Here is an 18,798-nt window from a genome sequence, read left to right as displayed (position 1 = left end):
ACTATCTGGAACGGGCTGGACAGCCTTATCCATGACAATTATTTTCAGGCAAAGGCAGGTTGACAAATGCCAGATGATATAGTAAGATATGGGAGGTTAGTGGTAGCTAACCAATGGTAAACGGATAATGACAGTATTTCAAACCGATAACAGCACATAATGTACACAGTGCCCAAACGTAAAACAGGAGGCATACGCTGAAAAATGGTACGAAATGTTCTGGCAGAACTGCTGCTCCCATTTCTGGGAACTTCCCTGGGGGCAGGCTGTGTGTTCTTCATAAAAAGTGAGATAAACCGGGCCGTACAGCGCGCCCTAACCGGCTTTGCCGCTGGGGTCATGGTGGCGGCGTCTGTATGGAGCCTGCTGGTGCCCGCCATGGAGCAGTCTGAGGATATGGGCAGGCTGGCGTTCCTCCCGGCGGTGTTTGGGTTCTGGTTGGGCATTCTGTTCCTGCTGGCGCTGGACAGGGCCGTTCCCCATCTGCACCAGGGGACAAGTCAGCCGGAGGGCCCTCATGCCCGGTTGAAACGGACGACCATGCTGGTGCTGGCGGTCACTTTACACAATATCCCGGAGGGGATGGCGGTAGGCGTGGTGCTGGCGGGATGGATCGCCGGGCACAGCGGCATCACAGCGGCCGGTACGCTGGCCCTGTCCCTGGGCATTGCCCTGCAGAACTTCCCAGAGGGGGCCATTATCTCCATGCCGCTTCGGGCAGAGGGAGCGGGCAAGGGGCGCGCTTTTTTGTACGGCGTCCTCTCCGGCGTGGTGGAGCCCCTGGCGGCTATGCTGACTATTTTGGCGGCAGGATTCATTCTGCCTGCGCTGCCCTATCTGCTCAGCTTCGCGGCGGGGGCTATGATCTATGTGGTTGTTGAGGAACTGATTCCGGAGTCGGCTGTTGGGGAGCACTCAAACCTGGGGACGCTATTCTTTGCGGCGGGGTTCGCTGTCATGCTGGCGCTGGATGTGGCGCTGGGGTAAGCGGAGAAGGTGTGACAGATATGCCATAAAATTTTATGCGCCCTGTCATTTTCACTTGACAGGGTCACGGATCCGCACTACTATAATACCGTCATATAACAACGTTATAGGGAGCGAAATGGACGATAACTCTACGCTTGAAAAAATCCATGAAGCCGCCCAGGCCGAGTTCCTGGAAAAGGGCTTTCTGGGGGCTCCCCTGCGGAACATCGTCAAAACAGTTGAAGTGACCACTGGGGCTTTCTACGGCTACTACTCCAGCAAGGAGGCCCTGATCGCCGCCCTGGTGGAGCCTTACGCAGCGGTCGTGATGGGCCGGTTCATGACCGCCCAGACGGGCTTCGCGGGCTGCCAAAGGAAGATCCGCCCGCTCATATGGGGCAGGAGTCCGGAGCCTGCGTGGACTGGATGATCGGCTATACGTATGAGCAGCTGCTGGTTTGCTGCGGCCCCGGCACGCCCTACGAGCATTTCGGTTACAACATGGTGGAGGTCGAGGTGGAGTATGCCGACAGGTACTGCGATGTGCTGCGGAGCCTGGGGCATACGGTTCCCGAGCTGGACCGGGAGCTGTGCCACATGATCGCCAGCGGGATGTGCGAGGCCCATGTGAACAATGCCGTCCGCAAGGCGTTCCCGGTAAAAAAGGTCACCTCCTCCCACAGCAACGGAAAGACGGTGATCCTCACAGAACACGACATTGACGAGGCCGCTTTGCGCTCCGCCATCGGTGCGACGGGCTATGAGGTTAAAACGGTGTCCAAAGAACTTTACAAAAAGGAAGGACTGTTTCACAGATGAGCCGCCGCGGCAAGACTTATATGCGGATGCGCCAGTGTTCTGCCACCTTCACGCTCTGAGTTCCTTCATAGTCATCAGAGAGGAAGTACAAGGGGTTATACATATTCATGCGGGTCCGCTAGAAATCAACCGCCGCGAAGTCTGGTCAAGCTGCCGGGAAAGTGGACCGAGGACCTATGGCGGTGACCTGTAAAGCGGCAGGTTTGTTCACGCATAGCCGTTATTGTCCCTGCCATTCCGCGTTTGCACCTATATAAAGTGCAATTTTACGATGTTTCTGCCCTACAATCAGCTGTGAACAGGCCAGTACTTTGGTATGAAGGGGCGGTTAATGGTTAATTGCGGACGCAGGGCTGCGACGTGGCCCGCGGCATATCTACCCGGATGAGCTTAAGGCAACCCCGCACCATTCTAAGCACCGTCTTGCTTGCAGATTTTCCGTGATAGCGCACAGCGTTCGCTTGTCAATGGTGAGATTGGCGGCGCTCAATCTGTACACGCTGACGAAAAATCTGACTGCCCAATACGGTACTTTGAATGGTGCGTATTGCCTTAAGCTGCTTTGGGAAATCATGGGGGTTCCTATGAAGAGCTGTTCGCATAGATGGGAGTGCGCTAAGGCGTGGGGCGGCCAGGCAGCAAAGAACCCCGGGGCCTGTTTTGCCCCAAAACGAAAAAAAGCAAATTTTTTTTGATTTTCTTTGCATTTCCTATGGAAATTTTCGGATATTCTTGCTATAATTGGATTGTAATCGGAGATGAAAATAAAACGATTCCGGTTGAACATTCATTAGGAGGTTGTTACCAATGAGCCACAAGTATGTTTACCTGTTCAGCGAAGGCGACGGTTCTATGCGTGAGCTGCTGGGCGGTAAGGGCGCGAACCTGGCCGAAATGACAAAGCTTGGGCTGCCTGTGCCCCAGGGCTTTACCATTAGCACCGAGGCCTGCACCCAGTATTACGAGGACGGCCGGAAAATTAACGACGACATCCAGGCGGAGATTATGGAGTACGTCGGCAAAATGGAAGAGATCACCGGCAAAAAGTTCGGCGATAAGACAAACCCCCTGCTGGTCTCCGTGCGCTCTGGCGCCCGGGCCTCTATGCCCGGCATGATGGATACCATCTTGAACCTGGGCCTAAACGAGGAAGTGGTGGAGGTGATGGCCGAGCAGTCTAAGAACCCCCGCTGGGCCTATGACTGCTACCGCCGCTTTATTCAAATGTACTCCGACGTGGTTATGGAAGTGGGCAAAAAGTACTTTGAAGAGCTCATTGATCAGATGAAGGAGAAGAAGGGTGTAACCCAGGACACCGAACTGACCGCCGAGGACCTAAAGGAGCTGGCCGAGCAGTTTAAGGCCGAGTACAAAGCAAAGATCGGCGCGGACTTCCCCACTGACCCCAAAGAGCAGCTGATGGGCGCTATTAAGGCTGTGTTCCGCTCTTGGGACAACCCCCGTGCCAACGTATACCGCCGCATGAACGAGATCCCCTACAGCTGGGGCACTGCCGTAAACGTGCAGATGATGGCCTTTGGCAACATGGGCGACGACTGCGGCACCGGCGTGGCCTTTACCCGTGACCCCGCCACTGGCGAGAAGAAGCTGATGGGCGAATTCCTGACCAACGCCCAGGGCGAGGACGTGGTGGCCGGCGTGCGCACCCCCATGCCTATTGCCCAGATGGCCGAAAAATTCCCCAAAGCCTTTGAGCAGTTCCAGGGCATTTGCAAGACCCTGGAGGACCATTATAAGGATATGCAGGACATGGAGTTCACCGTAGAGCACGAGAAGCTCTATATGCTGCAAACCCGTAACGGCAAGCGTACCGCTGCGGCGGCTATTAAGATCGCCTGCGACCTCATCGACGAGGGCATGAAGACCGAGGAAGAGGCCCTGCTGATGATTGACCCCAAGCAGCTGGACGCTCTGCTGCATCCCCAGTTCGACAGCAAGGCCCTAAAGGCCGCCACCCCTGTGGCCAGCGCTTTGGCCGCCTCTCCCGGAGCTGCCTGCGGCAAGATCGTCTTTACCGCCGAGGACGCTGTGGAGCAGGGCGAAAAGGGCGAAAAGGTGGTTTTGGTGCGCCTGGAGACCTCTCCCGAGGACATTGAGGGCATGCATTACTCGCAGGGCATTCTCACCGTGCGCGGCGGCATGACCAGCCACGCCGCCGTAGTGGCCCGGGGCATGGGCACCTGCTGTGTCTCCGGCTGCGGCGCCATTAAGATGGACGAGGCCAACAAGCGGTTTGAACTCAATGGCCGCACCTATCACGAGGGCGAATATATCTCCCTGGACGGAACCACCGGCAATATCTACGGCGAGGCCATTCCCACCGTGCCCGCCTCCACCGAGGGCGGCTACTTTGGCCGCATTATGGAGCTGTCAGACAAGTACCGCACCCTTTCTGTGCGTACCAACGCGGATACCCCCAAGGACGCCGCCCAGGCCGTGGCCTTTGGCGCCGAGGGCATTGGTCTGTGCCGCACCGAGCACATGTTCTTTGACCCGGACCGCATTGCCGCGATCCGCGAGATGATCTGCTCTGACACCGTAGAGCAGCGCAAGGCGGCCCTTGCCAAGCTGGAGCCCATGCAGCAGGGCGATTTTGAGAAGCTGTACGAGGCGCTGGAGGGCAAGCACGTAAATATCCGCTTCCTGGATCCCCCGCTGCACGAGTTCGTTCCCACCGAGGAGAAGGACATCGAGCTGCTGGCCCAGACCCAGGGCAAGAGCGTAGAGGATATTAAGGCCATCATCTCTGGCCTGCATGAGTTCAACCCCATGATGGGCCACCGCGGCTGCCGTTTGGCCGTGACCTATCCTGAGATTGCCGAGATGCAGACCGAGGCTGTCATCAAGGCCGCCATCAACGTGAACAAGGCCCATCCCGACTGGAATGTGGTGCCTGAGATCATGATTCCGCTGGTAGGGGAGATCAAGGAGCTGAAGTTCGTCAAAAAGACCGTGGTGGAGACCGCCGACCGGATTATTGCCGAGGCCGGCGTGAACTTGAAGTACAAGGTGGGCACCATGATCGAGATTCCGCGCGCTGCTTTGACCGCGGACAAGATTGCCGAGGAGGCCGAGTTCTTTAGCTTTGGCACCAACGACTTGACCCAGATGACCTTTGGCTTCAGCCGTGACGACGCGGGCAAGTTCCTCTCCAGCTACTACGAGAACAAGATTTATGAGAATGACCCGTTTGCCCGTCTGGACCAGGAGGGCGTAGGCCAGCTGGTGAAGATGGCCGCCGAAAAGGGCAAGGCCGTGCGCCCAGACATTGTGCTGGGGATCTGCGGCGAACATGGCGGCGACCCCACCACCATTGAGTTCTGCCACAATGTGGGCCTGACCTATGTTTCCTGTTCGCCCTTCCGGGTGCCCATTGCCCGGCTGGCGGCGGCACAGGCGGCTATCAAAAGTAAGTAGGAGTTCTCTTTCCTTTGAATTACCACTATCTTTCGAGCAGGCGGCTTACCGAAAGGCTAATGGACCGTATGTAAGGGAAAATCAATGGAGAGAAACTACCGTAACGGGGTATGTCGATCTTGATTAAGAACTGAATTCAGATAAGCGTATCATTAGAAATAGTGGTACGCTTATTTTTTTGCTCTTTTGCACCTTTGAATTTCAAGCTGTCTTTAAGATATAATAAAGTTAAGACAGGACGGTGGACGGTATGAGAGAAAAGAAAACTCACATATATGTGGATAGCCAAGAAAGGGCATTACTTTTACATAGCCTTGTGGAGCTGAAGAAGCAGCTCATACAGCAGGACATCATAGACGATAAATCCGTTGATGCCGCCCAAGGCATCCTGCACCAAAGCTGATTAACGCCATAAGCCGAGAAAGTGTATTGAAAAAACCTGCGTGAACAAGGTCAAGAAAAACTATGACTGTTGTTTAATTTCATTTTTCAAATATCTCTCTATTATTTTCGAATAATAGGCTATTCTCTTGTGTGATTGATTCGCATATATTTGCATATCCTTTGCAGGGCTTTTTCAATTTTCAATCATTTACGCTCTTGCGAAAACTGTGGTGACAGTGATAATGCCATCGTTGATCTCCGCAAAAATCTCGCCATTCATCTTGCGCATGAGCTGTCTGCAAATATAAAGCCCCAGCCCGTTGCCACCAATGTTTCCTGCATTTGCTCCGCGCCAAAAGCTCTCGAAAATATGCGGCAAATCTTCCTTCTCAAGCGTACAACCGCTGTTTGTGATTGCAATTTGGACGCATTCGTCGTCTTCGGGGAAAAGCAATTCCACCCGTCTGCCATCGCCGTATTTGAGGGCATTTTCCAGGATGTTTTGCATCACTTCCACGCTCCTGTTCAAATCCCCCGATAGCAGACAGTTTTTATATTTTCTAATAATAAAATCTGTTTTGATCAGCGCCACTTTTTCCCCGTAATATCCCGCGATTTTTTCAACAAGTTCCGAAATATAAAACTCGCCTATCTCCACTTCCAAGCTAAGGAAATCTTCTCTTGAAGCCGTTATGATCTGTGAAACATAGCCCTCGATCTCGTCCGTTTTTTCGTTGATGTTTTCAGCGATTTTGTGCTGCTTTTCCGCATCTGAATATAAATTTTTCGACAGCGCTGCCGAGTACAGTTTTATCGCGGAAAGCGGCGTTTTAATATCGTGCGAGAGCGACAAAAGCAATGTTTTCTTTTCTTTCTGCATTTCCAGTTCGCGCTGCTTTTGCTGTTCGATATTTTCGCGGAGAATATCGATCCCCCAAAGAAATTTTCCGAAAAAACGGTTTTTCGTTTCCTTTATCGGCACGGCGAGATTGCCCTTTGAAAGCTCATAAGGGATACTGCTCATACGTTCAAAGGGCATAAGAATTTCGAATTTTATATAAAGTAAAACCATTATGATTAAGATCGCCATAACAACAAGAACGGCATTTACAATTCCTGTAAGCTGCGTTTTTTGGGAATAGCCATTTGTATTGTAATCAAAACGATACAGTTCTCCGTTTATTTCACAGATAATATAGTCGCTGTCCGCACTGTAAAAATCTTCTCCGTATCGCTCAATATTTGTTACATATTCACATTCGGAAATGTCGGCAGAACCATTCGCTTCTATTTCTCGAACAAGGCGGCTTATCTCTACGCGGTATAGTCTGCCGTCGTTGGTCTTGTCGGCAGCAAGAATTAGATTCACGACAGCAAACAATAGGATCACGGCAACCGCAACTACCGATAAAATTCTGTTAAACGCTTTCATATTTATAACCCACCCCCCATACAGTAACTATTTTGTTAGGGTTTTTGGGGGAGTCCTCTATTTTTTGCCGCAGCCATTTTATGTGTACCGTCAGTGTCTGTTGTTCTGAAAAGCTGTCGCTGCCCCAGACCTGTTCAAAAATGTATTCCTTGCTTAAAGCCCTGCCCTTATTCTCCATTAAAAGCAGAAGCAGCTCAAATTCCTTCGTGGTCATTTCAAGTTCCTTTTCATTTTTGTAAACGACACGGCTCGCCTTATTTATGCGTATATCGCCGTCGTTCATTTCATCAAGCGCGTATCGCCGCTTAAAAATCCCACTTATTTTTGCGAGCATAATATCAATATCATATGGCTTTTCTATATAGTCATCTGCGCCGAGATTCAGTCCGTTCAGCTTGTCTTCTTTTTCCGTTTTCGCACTTACAATCAGTATGGGCGTGTTGCTTGACCGGCGGATTTTCTCCAGAACATAAAATCCGTCTCTATCAGGCAGCATGATATCAAGCACGACAAGCCTTGCGCCGTATCGTTCGTACAGCAGCAAGGCTTTTTCGGCTGTTTGAACCGCCGATACCGTATAATTTTCCGCACGGAGAAAATCACACAGCAGTTCGGCAAGTTCCTTGTTGTCCTCAACAATGAGAATATCCATATTACCACCCTAATTCCAGAAGCCAGTTATTCAATGCGCGTTCCCGTTCTCTTGTCTGCGCGGAACAGTCGGTTAAACTATACTCTCCCTTTATGCTTCCGTCAACAATGTACATGACTCGTGTGCATTTTGCCGCAACCTTAACGTCGTGAGTAACGAGCATGATTGTGGTTCCCGCAGAATTTAATTTTGAAAGTTCCGTCATTACCTCGTCAGAGGAAGTGCGGTTCAACGCCCCTGTTGGCTCGTCAGCAAAAATCATTTTCGGGCCGTTTATCATACTGCGGCAGATGCACGCCCGCTGAAGCTGGCCGCCCGAAACCTCGTTGATATCGTTGTCGGCAATATCGATAATGCCGAGCCTGCGCATGAAATCCTGACCGCGCCGCACCGTTTCCCTGCGGGGTTCACGCTGCTTTTTGGACTGCGTTGCGGGAAGTATGATATTATCCAATATGGTGAGGTTTTTCAGCATGTACATTTGCTGAAAGATAAAACCCATTTTGTCAAGGCGCAGGTCTGCAAGTTCTCTTTCGCCCATCCCTGCGATATTTTTTCCACAGAAGTTCACCTCCCCTGCGGTAAGATCATCCATGCCCGAAACTGCGTACAGCAGCGTGGATTTTCCGGAACCTGACGGACCCATAACGGCGACCATTTCTCCCTCGCCAATCGTGAAATTTACATTTTTCAATACGTTGTTCTGCCGCTTGTTTACGATATACGTTTTGCAGAGGTCTTTTACTTCGAGAATATTCATAATTGATTCTTCCTTTCATTATTCAATGCTTGCTGTATCAGAGGATTTGATTTTTCTTGTGTACAGAGCGGTCAAAAACGCGCTTACGGCTGTGGCGGTAAGGACGATAAGGGGGAATACTGCGTATATCTCCACAGGGTTTTGCATATATTCTACGCCCATTTCAAGACCCATTGATCTGAAAATAGGGTCAAAGCAAAGCTTTGTAAGGGGCATACCCAAAAGCTCCGCAATAAGGACAGCCGCCGCTGCCGTAATAAAAAATCTTAACGTGTGCTGTCCATATATCCTGGTATTCCTCATGCCTATGGCTTTCATGAGGGCGATCTCCGCCTGCTCCTTTGCGATAAAGGAACGCTCCATAAGAACGGTGATAAGCGCGGCTAATATTACCGTAAGGACGGCGGACATTTTTTTAAACGCGTCTATGGCGTCGCCGACTCCAGTGGTATCATTTACCGTTTCGCCCGCTGTTTTAACGCTTGAAAATTCAGGGTAAAGCTCCTTGATCTTTTCTATTCTGCGTAATACTTCCTCATCGCCGGGGTTGTCGGTAAATTTTATCTGTGTACCAGGGGAACCGCTTGCTGCGAGATAGTTTATATCGCAGTCGGTATAAGCCCTCACGGAAATACCCTGATTAACCATTGACTGATAGAGAGCGGTTATGATGAACTCCGCCGTTTCGCCCGTCGGGTAGGACAAGGTAACGGTATCGCCTATATCTGCATCCAGCTTTTTTGCCAAAAGGGTCGTCACTGCAATTTCGCCGCTGTTTTGGGGAGGACTACCCTCTAAATATTCGTACATATCCATGGTTGTTCCCGTTCCCTGAAGTATAGCTGTCTTGCTTTCATATTCGCCGTGTCCTATCATCGAATAAATATAATATTCTGTCATACATTCTGCGGGCAACCCGTTTTCTGCAAGGGTCTGCTCCATGTCCGCAAGATATTTTTCAACCTTTTCATGTCCGTCCGCGGCCATAAACTTCATAGCCTCATCGCCGATGTCCGCAACGGCGTGGCAGTCTGCATTCCCGAAATATTTCAGCAGCTTTCCGCTTTTAAGAGATGCCGTGACATTGGAAAGCATTATCAGCAGCGACATACACAGAAAAAACGTAAGGATAATGGTAGCGTAGCGTTTGGGACTGCTTACAATATCGTTTGCGGCAAGGAAAGCCGTTGTGCCAAGCCGCGATCTTCCAAGGCTTATAACGCCTTTTTTGCGGAAGCGTTCCCCCGTCTGCCCGTTTCTTATAGCATCGATTGGGGACATTTTGCTTACCCTGCCCGTGCAGCCGAGACAGAACAGGAGAATGATAGCCGCTACCAGAACCGCGCAGATAACGTTGACAAAAATGGTATTTCCTTCACTGATAATAATCGAATTTGTTGACAAGCTCATAAGCATTTTCCCAAACGGGTAGCTGAGTATCAGGCCGAGTGCTGCGCCGACAATGGAAATAGCGAAGTATTTTGTGAGGTACAGCCCTCGGATTTTTATGTTCCGCATACCTATTGCTTTCATAACGCCTATCTCGCGAAATTCCTCGGAGAGAGTAAAAGATATGGTGAATCGCAGCACCGCAAAGGATATGATTATAAGAATAAGGCTCACCACAAGGACAAAACCCGTGATTATCATATCAAAAATATAGGATTGATTCAGTGTATCTGCGTCACATTCAAATGTAAAACTGTCCGATATATCCGCTATCTGAGACAGGGTCTTGTCAAGGTCGGCGGTGTGTATATATAAGAACTTTCCGCCATACACATTTTTTATCGTCTCGTCGGACATATATTCGTCAAATTCCTCGCCGTTCATGATAAACCTTTTAATGCCTATCAATTCCGTGCCGCAGACAGCGTCCCTGAAACTGCCCGCAAAGGTAAACTCACGACTTACGCCCTCTATTTCGACAGTAATTTTGTCGCCTACCTTAAGTCCCATGTTTTCCTCTATGTAACGGGCAACGTAAATTTCTCCTTTTGGTACGCTTTTAAGAATACTTTCATCGTCCAGAAAATAATTCATCCCCATATCGCTGTCGCTCTGTAATACCAATATCTGATTGGCGTTGGAATCGTTAAGCGGTTCGCCGGCCCGCGTAATATTGGACTGGGACATACGGACGTACTCCTCGATACGGAACTCGTCTATCGCGGAGGCGTTTTCAAGTGTCCCGCAAATGTCCTTGTCCGAGGATTTGTTTTCGCTCAATACCCAGTAATCTGGCACGTCCGCCATTTCAAAATAGCTGTCCAGCGCAGTCGTCACGGTGATGATGTTGCTTACGCCAGAGGACATGAACATCGACGCGAGTATAATAAATACCAGCAGTATCACGTTCATCGCCCGTTTGCGCTTAAGGTCTTTTTTCAGTATGTGTAAATACATTTTCGCTGCTCCTTTCGCTTTGCGATTCGATGGTAGCATAGAAGTTATTAAATAATCCTTAAAACGGACAAACCCTTTCTTTTCAAGAGGGAAAGATGATTTTTTATATTCTGTCTGGAACAGCCCATAAGGTTTCCGATATTTGGTAATGTTCGTGGTTTTGGACAGCAAGCTGTCATTGTAAGTAATAACCATGGCTTTAGTCTGAAAAAAACACTATTAAGGCAACACCGCACAATTCAAATGCTTCCCGAAAGAAAAGCGACAGAGCTTTTCCCCTCTGTCGCCTTGCTGTTTAAGCGTAAATGATTTCATCATATACAATCTCCCTTACACAAGTCCTCCTGTTGTTGAGCTGTTCTGTGATGCCCTGGCCTGGTTTCATGCCCTTTATGAGCCGCTCAAAGCGTTCCTGCGCCTGCCTGTCAATGTCGGCAAGATAAGCGTTGAGCCTGCCGCTTGTAAGAAGATTGGTATATGTAACCCTTCGGTACTGCTTCAGATAATTCAAATGCCGCTGTCTCGCCTGCCGGCTCGGTCGGTTCGCTGCTTGAGTGCCACGGGCGCTCGCTCACCCCCATATGCCTATGGGCTGTTCTTCTTCGGCGGGTACAGTCAAACACGGTATTAAGGCAATCCCGCACAATTCTAAGTACCGTATTGGGCAGTCAGATTTTTCTTCAGAGGGTACAGATTGAGCGCCGTCCATCTCACCATTGACCAGCGAAAGCTGTGCGCTATCACGGAAAATCTGCAAGCAAGACGGTGCTTAAGGCGCCACCCGCGAATGGTGCGGGGTTGCCTTAAATAATCCCCTTCCTTTCGTATCTGCCGCACAGTTCCTCAAATAATCATTTTGCCATTTCCTATTTCCTCCCAATAAGATATTCACTCCACATTATGGGGTCTGTTGTCTTAAACACAATTTTCCGTTTTCTCCTTATCTGGACTCCTGACAGAATAAATCAAAAAAATGCTCCACCTCTCTTATACAACACACATCAGCACATCCATTATCGCACATATAAGCAAGCTGATTATACTTACTTTATTTGTTCTATAGTTTCCATTTGCAGGATTCCACTTTTTTATTTTGCTATTTTCAAATAAGAATCCAGTGGTCGCACTCATTATACCCAAAAGTAGCAATCCACATATTTTCATCGCAGGCAGTGTATTATTCTCAATTCCCTTTATTTCAAATACAATAACCGCCATTCCTATCCCTACACATAATATCAAAGCAAATATTGCAGTTACTGGAATACTGCGTTTGGCACGTTTCCTGTCATCTTCTCTGCGATAGATTTTATCGATCATTTTGTAGTTGCTCATTTCTATGCTTGTGATAAAATTCAGTATATATGCAACGATCAGAACGCCATTAAACCATTGCATTTTCAAATTTACCCCATTTATCACACAAAGCAGAAAAATATATACAGTAGACATGATTCCAATATGCAAATCAATCTGTGCAAGTAGTTTCTTCCCTTCAGAAATATTATACTCTATCTTGTCGTCAAATCCTGCAATTCCATTAAAAGAATCATTTTTTATCGCCTTGGAAAAATAGATATGCAGGAACAGTTGTATTGGAACACATAGAATAAACATACAAATAAATACCCCAACACTAAAAATACCCGTTAATGTACTGTGCATAATATATGCCAATATACCCAAGACAGATATTCCTATAAAGATCCATGACATTTTTCCTATTGACACTTCCCCTTGTGTTGATGACTTTTCCCCACTCTCATTCCCTAACAATGTATCAACATCAACTTCAAATAATTGTGCTAATTTAATTAAATTTTCAGAGTTTGGTTTTGAAGTATTAGTTTCCCATTTAGTTACGGCTTGACGGCTGACCTCCAAATATTCCGCTATTTTTTCCTGTGACAGTCCTTTCTTTTTGCGATAGTACATAAGATTTTCCGCTAGTTGATTTTCATTCATATTACGCACCTCCGTATAATTCTGATAGCAATAATATACCGATTTATCCAGTTGCACTCTACCAACTATATAGAAAATATGGGCAACTATATGGCAACTATTAGTTGCCACTGCTGTTTTTTCTGCTAGTAGTCCAGTTTTATAGAATTGTTCAATGGTTCTATTCTACCATAAATACAAACATACGTCCATTTAAGTTTGCTCAAGACTCCTTCGCAACACTTGACAAAGGGAAACAGGATAAACAACAAAATGGACGGCCAACCTTACCGAAAACGCCGCCCAGCTGTAAAAAGGGCGGCGTTTTTGCGTGACAGGGAAGGGAGGAAAAACGTATCTGGGAACGGGGCCAAAATAAGGTTTTGCTCCCGTTTGTATTTGAAAAGTTAGGAGGTCAAGCGAATGGTAGAAGAAAAGAAAACATCCCCAATCCCGGAAGAGCAGCAGCCGGAGGCCGCCGCCCCAAGAAGAAGGCCCCGCCACCTTCCGCGCCCGCACCGGAGGAGCCGCCCCAGCCCCGTGACGCGACCCGCGCGGAAAAGGGAGAGATTGTCTATCTCAAACTTTCGGAGCTGTTCCCGTTCAAAGACCATCCTTTTGGGGTGCGGGACGATGCGAAAATGAAAGGGCTTGTGGAGTCCGTCAAGGACAACGGCGTACACCAGCCCGCGCTGGTGCGTCCCCGGGAGGGCGGGGGCTATGAGATCATAGCGGGCAAGCGAGCTGGCAGACTACAAAAATATGCCCTGTATCGTCCGCAACATGACGGATGATGAAGCCGTCCTCGCTATGACGGACGACAACCTGCGCCACCGGGAAGCGATTTTGCCCAGCGAAAAGGCGACGGCCTTGAAGCAGCAGTATGAGGCCATCAAGCACCAGGGGACGCGGGGGCGACGGCGCGGACCTGGGCAAGCTGTCTCTGGACAAGTGGGTGAGCGCAACGGCATGAGAGGAAAGACGGTGCAGCGGTATATTTATCTGAATGACCTGTGCCGGAGCTGAAACAGTTCATGGCCGGCGGCAAACTCTCGTTCACCCCTGCCGTGGAGATTTCCCGTATCAGGCCGGAGCATCAGAAGTATATCGCCGTGTCCATTGAGGGGCAGCAGTCGTTCCCCTCCAAGGCCCAGGCGAAAAAGCTGCGGGAAATGGACGAGAAGCAAGAGATAGACCGCCAGCACCACACTATTCCGAATCAAAAACGCTAAAGACCAAACGACAAGCATTGTGGAAATGTGCATAACAGGCTATGGAATCATGGATAACTCTATTCACAGCACATGGAAAAACGAAAGTGCAGCTTCCCCACCTCCTGCAAACAGAGTTACCCACAATTCCATAAGACAGCCAGTTATGCACATTCCCACAATGCCGACTGCGACGAAATCTTTCTCATTCCTTATAATAGATTTTATGCCGCCAAAAAAGCATAATTAGTTAAATAAATCATACTTATCGCACAAGGAGAGACAATTATGAAGAAACCAAAAGGGAAATATACATGGACAGTTACAGTTGGTGAAAAGGGGCAGATAGTTATACCCAAGCAGGCAAGAGATATTTTTGATATCAAACCGGGCGATAGTTTAGTGATTTTGGGAGATGAAAAAAAGGGGCTGGCAATCCCGCCTAAAAGTATGTTCGCTCAATTTGCCGGTGCTGTTTTTGAAACAGCTTCCGACAGCAAGGGAGAAGAATAGAATGAGAAAAATCTATCTTGATAATATACGCTGTTCTACGGTTCTATTGGTGTTGATTTACCATGTGTTTTATATTTTTAATGGCGTGGGTGTTCCGGGCAGTATTCCAAATGCAAAAAACATTCCCATGTTTGATATAGCGGCAGCCGGTATATATCCGTGGTTTATGGTGCTTTTATTTGTCGTTTCGGGTATGAGTGCAAGGTATTCTTTAGAGAAACGAACTGGCAGACAATTTGTCAAAGAACGGGCGGTAAAGCTATTGATACCTTCAACACTTGGGTTATTTATCATTCATTGGATAACAGGTCATCGCAGCACGATTTTTAGCAGTTTTTTCGGGAAATTAGCAGGAAAGGCATTTTGATTCGCAAAACTCGGCAAAAATCCTGCTAATCATTAGCAAGCCGAAGCAGGCTAAGCGATGAATGAAAAAATCAAAGTTCAACTTTCCTCTGGTGCGTTTGATTAGCAAGATGGGCTTCTGCTAATCGCACTTTGCTATCTGTCCGATTTCTCTCGGAAAATAAGAAACGCCGAAAACCTTAGTTTTACGTTGATAAGGAAGCATTTACAACAACTTATTATTAACGCTGACAAACAGGGTGCAAGCAAGAGCAGAGAACACATCACTTTCATTAGTGGTCGGTTCTCTGCTTTTCTGTTACGCAATAGAACGCTGTTTTTGAGGGTAGGAGTATAAAACCCTTACCCTTGTCCTTATCGCCGCTGTAATGCGCTTAAATCAAGCGAGAAACGCCCTCTATCGTGTAACAAACATTCCATACTGGATTGAGGGCGAAAGCAGTCTGCTGATTTCGCCCTCTTGACTACCCACAAGCAAAGGCGGGAAAAGCTGTCAAGGGCGCGTAGCGCGAAGTTTACCCTTGACAGCTTTTCCCGTCTTTGCTACTCCTTATCGGTCGAAGCGGAATTTCAATATGGCTTCAACCAGTTTAGCCTTTAGCCTGTCCTGTGTATCGTCATTGATATGCCCCTTATACATAGACAGATATTTGATGTGTGCGGTGTAATACCGCAATACTGCGTCTACCGCTTCCGGCTCTCCGGCAACAGCTTTTTGAATTACCTCAAAAGGTATCAGCTTTTTATTCCTCATGTTTCAATCTCTCCCATTCTTTCCGTAACGGTTTCAGTGCAACATTTCTCCTGCGGTTTATCGTACTTCTGCAACGCCCGTACAGCCTGCCGATTGCTTCATCACGATAGCCAACGAAGTAATAAAGCAACAGAACTTCCCGTCTTAATTCCGGTATTCTTGATAATGCCGTTGCTAACCGTTCATCATCAATGATAACTTCCTTTCCCAACACAAGAAATACAGTCGGCTTGTCCTGCTTTTCAAAATAACTGTCCATAGCAGACGGTTCAAAATATCGTTCTGACATCAGATAGTCGAGGGATATTTCCCGTTCTTCTTTCCGCTTCAAATCCCGCCATGCGTTCATGGCTTCATGGCGCAGGACAATCTTACAGAACGCATGAAACGCATATTCGATATGCTCCATGAACTGTTCAGAATATCTCATTTTCTCTCACCCCCTTTCTTCCCAGTAGGGGGCTATTACAACAAAAACCCATACAGCAGAAAGCGCATGAGTTTTTGAGTAATGCGAGTTATTAAGACATACTAAATGATATGTCTGTTCATACTCATAGGCAGGAAATCCCGTTCCACAAGACAGGATTTTTTTGATAATTCACCACATCCAAAACTACCCATGAAATAAAAAACAGACATAGCAGTACCTCACAATACCGCCATATCTATGAAAACTTTCCTGCCACATAAGAACGGCGGCTTTGATTGCTATTTCAAAACCGCCGTTCAGCCGCTCATATTCTGCTTTGGCGCATGATGATTTTGCCGCCACACAACGGTTTTTTTATTAACCGCCGGACGGCATAAACATCTTCTTTTATGCGTAATGATACTTCTCTCTGTTCTGATGAAGAAAAACCAATGCTACAACCATAGTGATTAGCTCTGCTATCGGTACTGCAAGCCATACCCCCGTTACGCCCAAAAGATTAGGCAATGTAAGCAACAGCACTGTAATCAGTCCGAAAGTCCGCAGGAACGACAAAATTGCTGACAGCTTCCCGTTTGATAATGCTGTAAATGTGGCAGAGGTAAAAATATTCAGCCCGCAAAACAAAAAGCTAAAGGAAAAATCAAAAATCCGTTTCGTGCAATTTCATAAACAGGCGTTCCCTTTTCTGCAAAAATACCAACCAATGGCGAACCAAAAATAAAAGCTACTGCAAAAACAGTGACCGAAACAAAGACAATAAATTGCATACAAATTGCAAATACATTTTTTAGCTGTTTTTCGTCCTGCTTCCCATAGTTATAGCTGATAACAGGGGCTACGCCCATAGAAAAACCTATGTAAAAGGCACTCAATAAAAACTGTGTATAGATAATGATTGTGATTGCCGCAACCCCGTTTTCTCCAAGCAGTTTCATCATAATGCAGTTAAAAAGGAATGTTGTAACCGCTGTTGCCGCCTGACTTACCATTTCCGAAAAACCATTGGTACAGCTTTCAACCAATACGGAAAAGTCTATGACTGGCTTCCTAAAATGCAGACTGTTTTTCTTTGTGGAAAAGAACCACAATCCAATCACCGCCGGTATCATATAGCCAATGCCCGTACCAAATGCCGCCCCCTTAATGCCCATGTGAAGCGGCACCATAAAAATATAGTCCAGTAAAATATTTGCGATTCCTGCGCTTACGCCAAGCACCATACCCATTCCGGGACGTCCCGCTGTGACGATTAGATTTTGAAAAAGCACTTGCAGGATACTTGCGGGCGTGAATAACAGCAGGATAAAAAGGTATTCTTTACAGTATGGAAATAGAATACTGTTCGCTCCAAGCCCCCATACAATCCTGTCAATAAAAACCGTTCCCAACACTGCAATCAATCCACCTAACAAAATGCCCGCTGAAATAATCAGCGTAAAATCCTGTGCCGCCCTTGCATGTTCTCCTGCTCCCATTTTGCGCGCTACAATCGCGCTACCTCCTGTTGCAAGCATGGTTCCAAGACCGACAATCAGATTGATAACAGGGCAGACAATATTCAATGCCGAAAGTGCATTTGTATCTACAAATCGCGCTACAAAAATTGTGTCAACAACTGTATACAGCCCCATGAATATCATCATTAAAATTGTCGGAAATGCAAATTTCAGCAATGATTTTATTGTAAAGTTTTGTGATAGTGGATTTTTGTCACTCATTGTCCCCGCCCTCCGATTTTTCTCTGTGAAGTATAAACCGCTGTGTCGGATATCCAAATTCAATTAGCAGTTCTGCTTCGGCAAATCCAAGACTTCCCCATACCTCCCGATAGCCTGTGTCTGCCTTGTCACCCTCCCGAAAAGTCGTCACGCTAATCTGTGCGGAACGTGTAAGTTCATACAATGTCTTTTCGCAAAATGCTTTCGCTATTCCTCTTTTCCGATACTGTGGGTGTACCCCAAAGAAATCAATGCTCCCTGTCACCTCGTTAAACGCCATAATCCCGATTGCCGTATCAGCGTCTTTCAAAATCAATGCGCGCTTATTTTTGATATACTCCTGCAACTGTTCAAGGTACTGATTCTCGTCCAGATGCGGGAACCCGTCAATGACAAGGTGAACCAGTTCTATCCATTTGGGTATGTCCTCCTGTGTTGCAAAGACGATTTTATCCTGCCATTCTTTTTCCTCTAAATTTGTAGGATTTTCATTCAAGACATATCTTAGCTGCAATGGATAAAATTCTTCTTCCTCCCTGTACCTGTTAGGGGATTTTTTATACATGGCTTTGAAAATATCCGTAAAAGACTGCTGGCTCTCATATCCGGCAGAAAGCGCAATTTCAAGGATTGGTCTGTCGGAAAGAACAAGCAGTTTTGCGGCTTCGGTCAACTGGCGGCGTTGTACATAATCGTGAATTGTCAACCCTACCGTACCTGTAAACATTCGGTGCAGATGATATTTTGAATAATGTACAGCCCCCGCAACTGTTTCCAAGTCCAGTTTTTCGTGCAGGTGGCTTTCGATATAGTCGATTGCCATTATTACATTTTTGATATTCCCCGGCATTGCAGCTTCCTCCTTTCTCTCTGCATTATATTACTCCTCCGCCGAAAGATAGGAAAGAAGCGGATGGAGGAAAAAACGAATAACCCGAGAGGGATTATGCTGGAGCCGACGCATAAATGAATGAATGTTATGAGAGATATCCTGCG

The 18,798-nt window shown here is 47.5% G+C and carries 19 protein-coding genes and 1 pseudogene; 10 read left to right on the top strand and 10 right to left on the bottom strand.

The features are described from left to right. The first annotated feature begins 204 nt into the window (after positions 1-204). From U8U68_RS13165 to U8U68_RS13145, 5 genes are all read left to right on the top strand, one after another. The gene (locus U8U68_RS13165) at positions 205-987 is read left to right on the top strand and encodes a ZIP family metal transporter (protein WP_322201511.1); all 783 of its coding nucleotides are present in this window, start codon (positions 205-207) and stop codon (positions 985-987) included. Between the two features lie 118 nt (positions 988-1,105). Further along, positions 1,106-1,399, top strand: a complete 294-nt coding sequence (locus U8U68_RS13160; protein WP_322201509.1) for a TetR/AcrR family transcriptional regulator — start codon at positions 1,106-1,108, stop codon at positions 1,397-1,399. Then, positions 1,387-1,788 carry a hypothetical protein gene (locus tag U8U68_RS22645; protein WP_437124432.1) on the top strand — a complete coding sequence of 134 codons (402 nt, stop codon included), beginning with the start codon at positions 1,387-1,389 and terminating at the stop codon, positions 1,786-1,788. The genes U8U68_RS13160 and U8U68_RS22645 overlap by 13 nt, the downstream gene beginning before the upstream one ends. Positions 1,789-2,595: 807 nt before the next feature. Then, on the top strand, positions 2,596-5,226 hold the full coding sequence (ppdK, locus tag U8U68_RS13150) for a pyruvate, phosphate dikinase (RefSeq protein WP_322201507.1): 2,631 nt from the start codon (positions 2,596-2,598) through the stop codon (positions 5,224-5,226). A gap of 250 nt (positions 5,227-5,476) precedes the next feature. After that, positions 5,477-5,629: a hypothetical protein gene (locus U8U68_RS13145; RefSeq protein ID WP_322201505.1), complete on the top strand. Its 153-nt coding sequence runs from the start codon at positions 5,477-5,479 to the stop codon at positions 5,627-5,629. A 189-nt stretch (positions 5,630-5,818) separates the two neighbouring features. Here the strand turns inward: U8U68_RS13145 and U8U68_RS13140 are convergent, their stop codons facing one another. The 6 genes and pseudogenes from U8U68_RS13140 to U8U68_RS13115 all read right to left on the bottom strand — a co-directional run bounded on the left by U8U68_RS13140 (position 5,819) and on the right by U8U68_RS13115 (position 12,825). Next, positions 5,819-7,042 carry a sensor histidine kinase gene (locus U8U68_RS13140; protein ID WP_322201503.1) on the bottom strand — a complete coding sequence of 408 codons (1,224 nt, stop codon included), beginning with the start codon at positions 7,040-7,042 and terminating at the stop codon, positions 5,819-5,821. Next, positions 7,029-7,694: a response regulator transcription factor gene (locus U8U68_RS13135; RefSeq protein WP_322201501.1), complete on the bottom strand. Its 666-nt coding sequence runs from the start codon at positions 7,692-7,694 to the stop codon at positions 7,029-7,031. Before U8U68_RS13135 ends, U8U68_RS13140 begins: the two co-directional genes overlap by 14 nt. A 1-nt stretch (position 7,695) precedes the next feature. After that, a complete protein-coding gene (locus U8U68_RS13130; protein ID WP_322201499.1) occupies positions 7,696-8,454 on the bottom strand; it encodes an ABC transporter ATP-binding protein in 759 nt (252 codons plus the stop codon). Between the two features lie 18 nt (positions 8,455-8,472). Then, positions 8,473-10,860, bottom strand: a complete 2,388-nt coding sequence (locus tag U8U68_RS13125; RefSeq protein ID WP_322201497.1) for an ABC transporter permease — start codon at positions 10,858-10,860, stop codon at positions 8,473-8,475. Positions 10,861-11,155: 295 nt separating this feature from the next. Further along, positions 11,156-11,569: pseudogene (locus U8U68_RS13120) on the bottom strand (TnpV protein). Between the two features lie 278 nt (positions 11,570-11,847). Then, the gene (locus U8U68_RS13115) at positions 11,848-12,825 is read right to left on the bottom strand and encodes a helix-turn-helix domain-containing protein (protein WP_322201495.1); all 978 of its coding nucleotides are present in this window, start codon (positions 12,823-12,825) and stop codon (positions 11,848-11,850) included. Positions 12,826-13,187: 362 nt separating this feature from the next. Here U8U68_RS13115 and U8U68_RS22800 point away from each other — a divergent pair, with 362 nt between their 5' ends. From U8U68_RS22800 to U8U68_RS13090, 5 genes are all read left to right on the top strand, one after another. Then, positions 13,188-13,598, top strand: coding sequence for a ParB N-terminal domain-containing protein (locus U8U68_RS22800; RefSeq protein ID WP_496196383.1), 411 nt, complete (start codon positions 13,188-13,190; stop codon positions 13,596-13,598). After that, a complete protein-coding gene (locus U8U68_RS13105; RefSeq protein WP_322201493.1) occupies positions 13,567-13,830 on the top strand; it encodes a hypothetical protein in 264 nt (87 codons plus the stop codon). The genes U8U68_RS22800 and U8U68_RS13105 overlap by 32 nt, the downstream gene beginning before the upstream one ends. Next, a complete protein-coding gene (locus tag U8U68_RS13100; protein WP_322201491.1) occupies positions 13,818-14,036 on the top strand; it encodes a hypothetical protein in 219 nt (72 codons plus the stop codon). Before U8U68_RS13105 ends, U8U68_RS13100 begins: the two co-directional genes overlap by 13 nt. Before the next feature lie 267 nt (positions 14,037-14,303). After that, positions 14,304-14,528 (top strand): AbrB/MazE/SpoVT family DNA-binding domain-containing protein, encoded by a 225-nt coding sequence (locus U8U68_RS13095; protein ID WP_322201489.1) that lies wholly within the window; start codon positions 14,304-14,306, stop codon positions 14,526-14,528. A 1-nt stretch (position 14,529) separates the two neighbouring features. Next, entirely contained in the window at positions 14,530-14,895 is a 366-nt protein-coding gene (locus tag U8U68_RS13090; RefSeq protein WP_322201487.1) for an acyltransferase family protein, read from the top strand. A 549-nt stretch (positions 14,896-15,444) separates the two neighbouring features. On the opposite strand, the gene U8U68_RS13085 is transcribed toward U8U68_RS13090, so the two are convergent. The 4 genes from U8U68_RS13085 to U8U68_RS13070 all read right to left on the bottom strand — a co-directional run bounded on the left by U8U68_RS13085 (position 15,445) and on the right by U8U68_RS13070 (position 18,652). Next, positions 15,445-15,648 carry a helix-turn-helix domain-containing protein gene (locus tag U8U68_RS13085; RefSeq protein WP_172489831.1) on the bottom strand — a complete coding sequence of 68 codons (204 nt, stop codon included), beginning with the start codon at positions 15,646-15,648 and terminating at the stop codon, positions 15,445-15,447. After that, complete coding sequence (locus U8U68_RS13080) at positions 15,638-16,078, bottom strand: RNA polymerase sigma factor (RefSeq protein ID WP_322201483.1); 441 nt, start codon at positions 16,076-16,078, stop codon at positions 15,638-15,640. The genes U8U68_RS13085 and U8U68_RS13080 overlap by 11 nt, the downstream gene beginning before the upstream one ends. A 614-nt stretch (positions 16,079-16,692) precedes the next feature. Continuing rightward, entirely contained in the window at positions 16,693-17,802 is a 1,110-nt protein-coding gene (locus U8U68_RS13075; protein WP_367575826.1) for an MATE family efflux transporter, read from the bottom strand. Continuing rightward, complete coding sequence (locus U8U68_RS13070; protein ID WP_322201481.1) at positions 17,795-18,652, bottom strand: GNAT family N-acetyltransferase; 858 nt, start codon at positions 18,650-18,652, stop codon at positions 17,795-17,797. Before U8U68_RS13070 ends, U8U68_RS13075 begins: the two co-directional genes overlap by 8 nt. Positions 18,653-18,798: the final 146 nt, after the last annotated feature.

The organism is Acutalibacter intestini, assembly GCF_034334985.1.
Taxonomy (GTDB): Bacteria; Bacillota; Clostridia; order Oscillospirales; family Acutalibacteraceae; genus Acutalibacter; species Acutalibacter intestini.
This window is presented reverse-complemented; position numbering and strand designations above follow the sequence as displayed.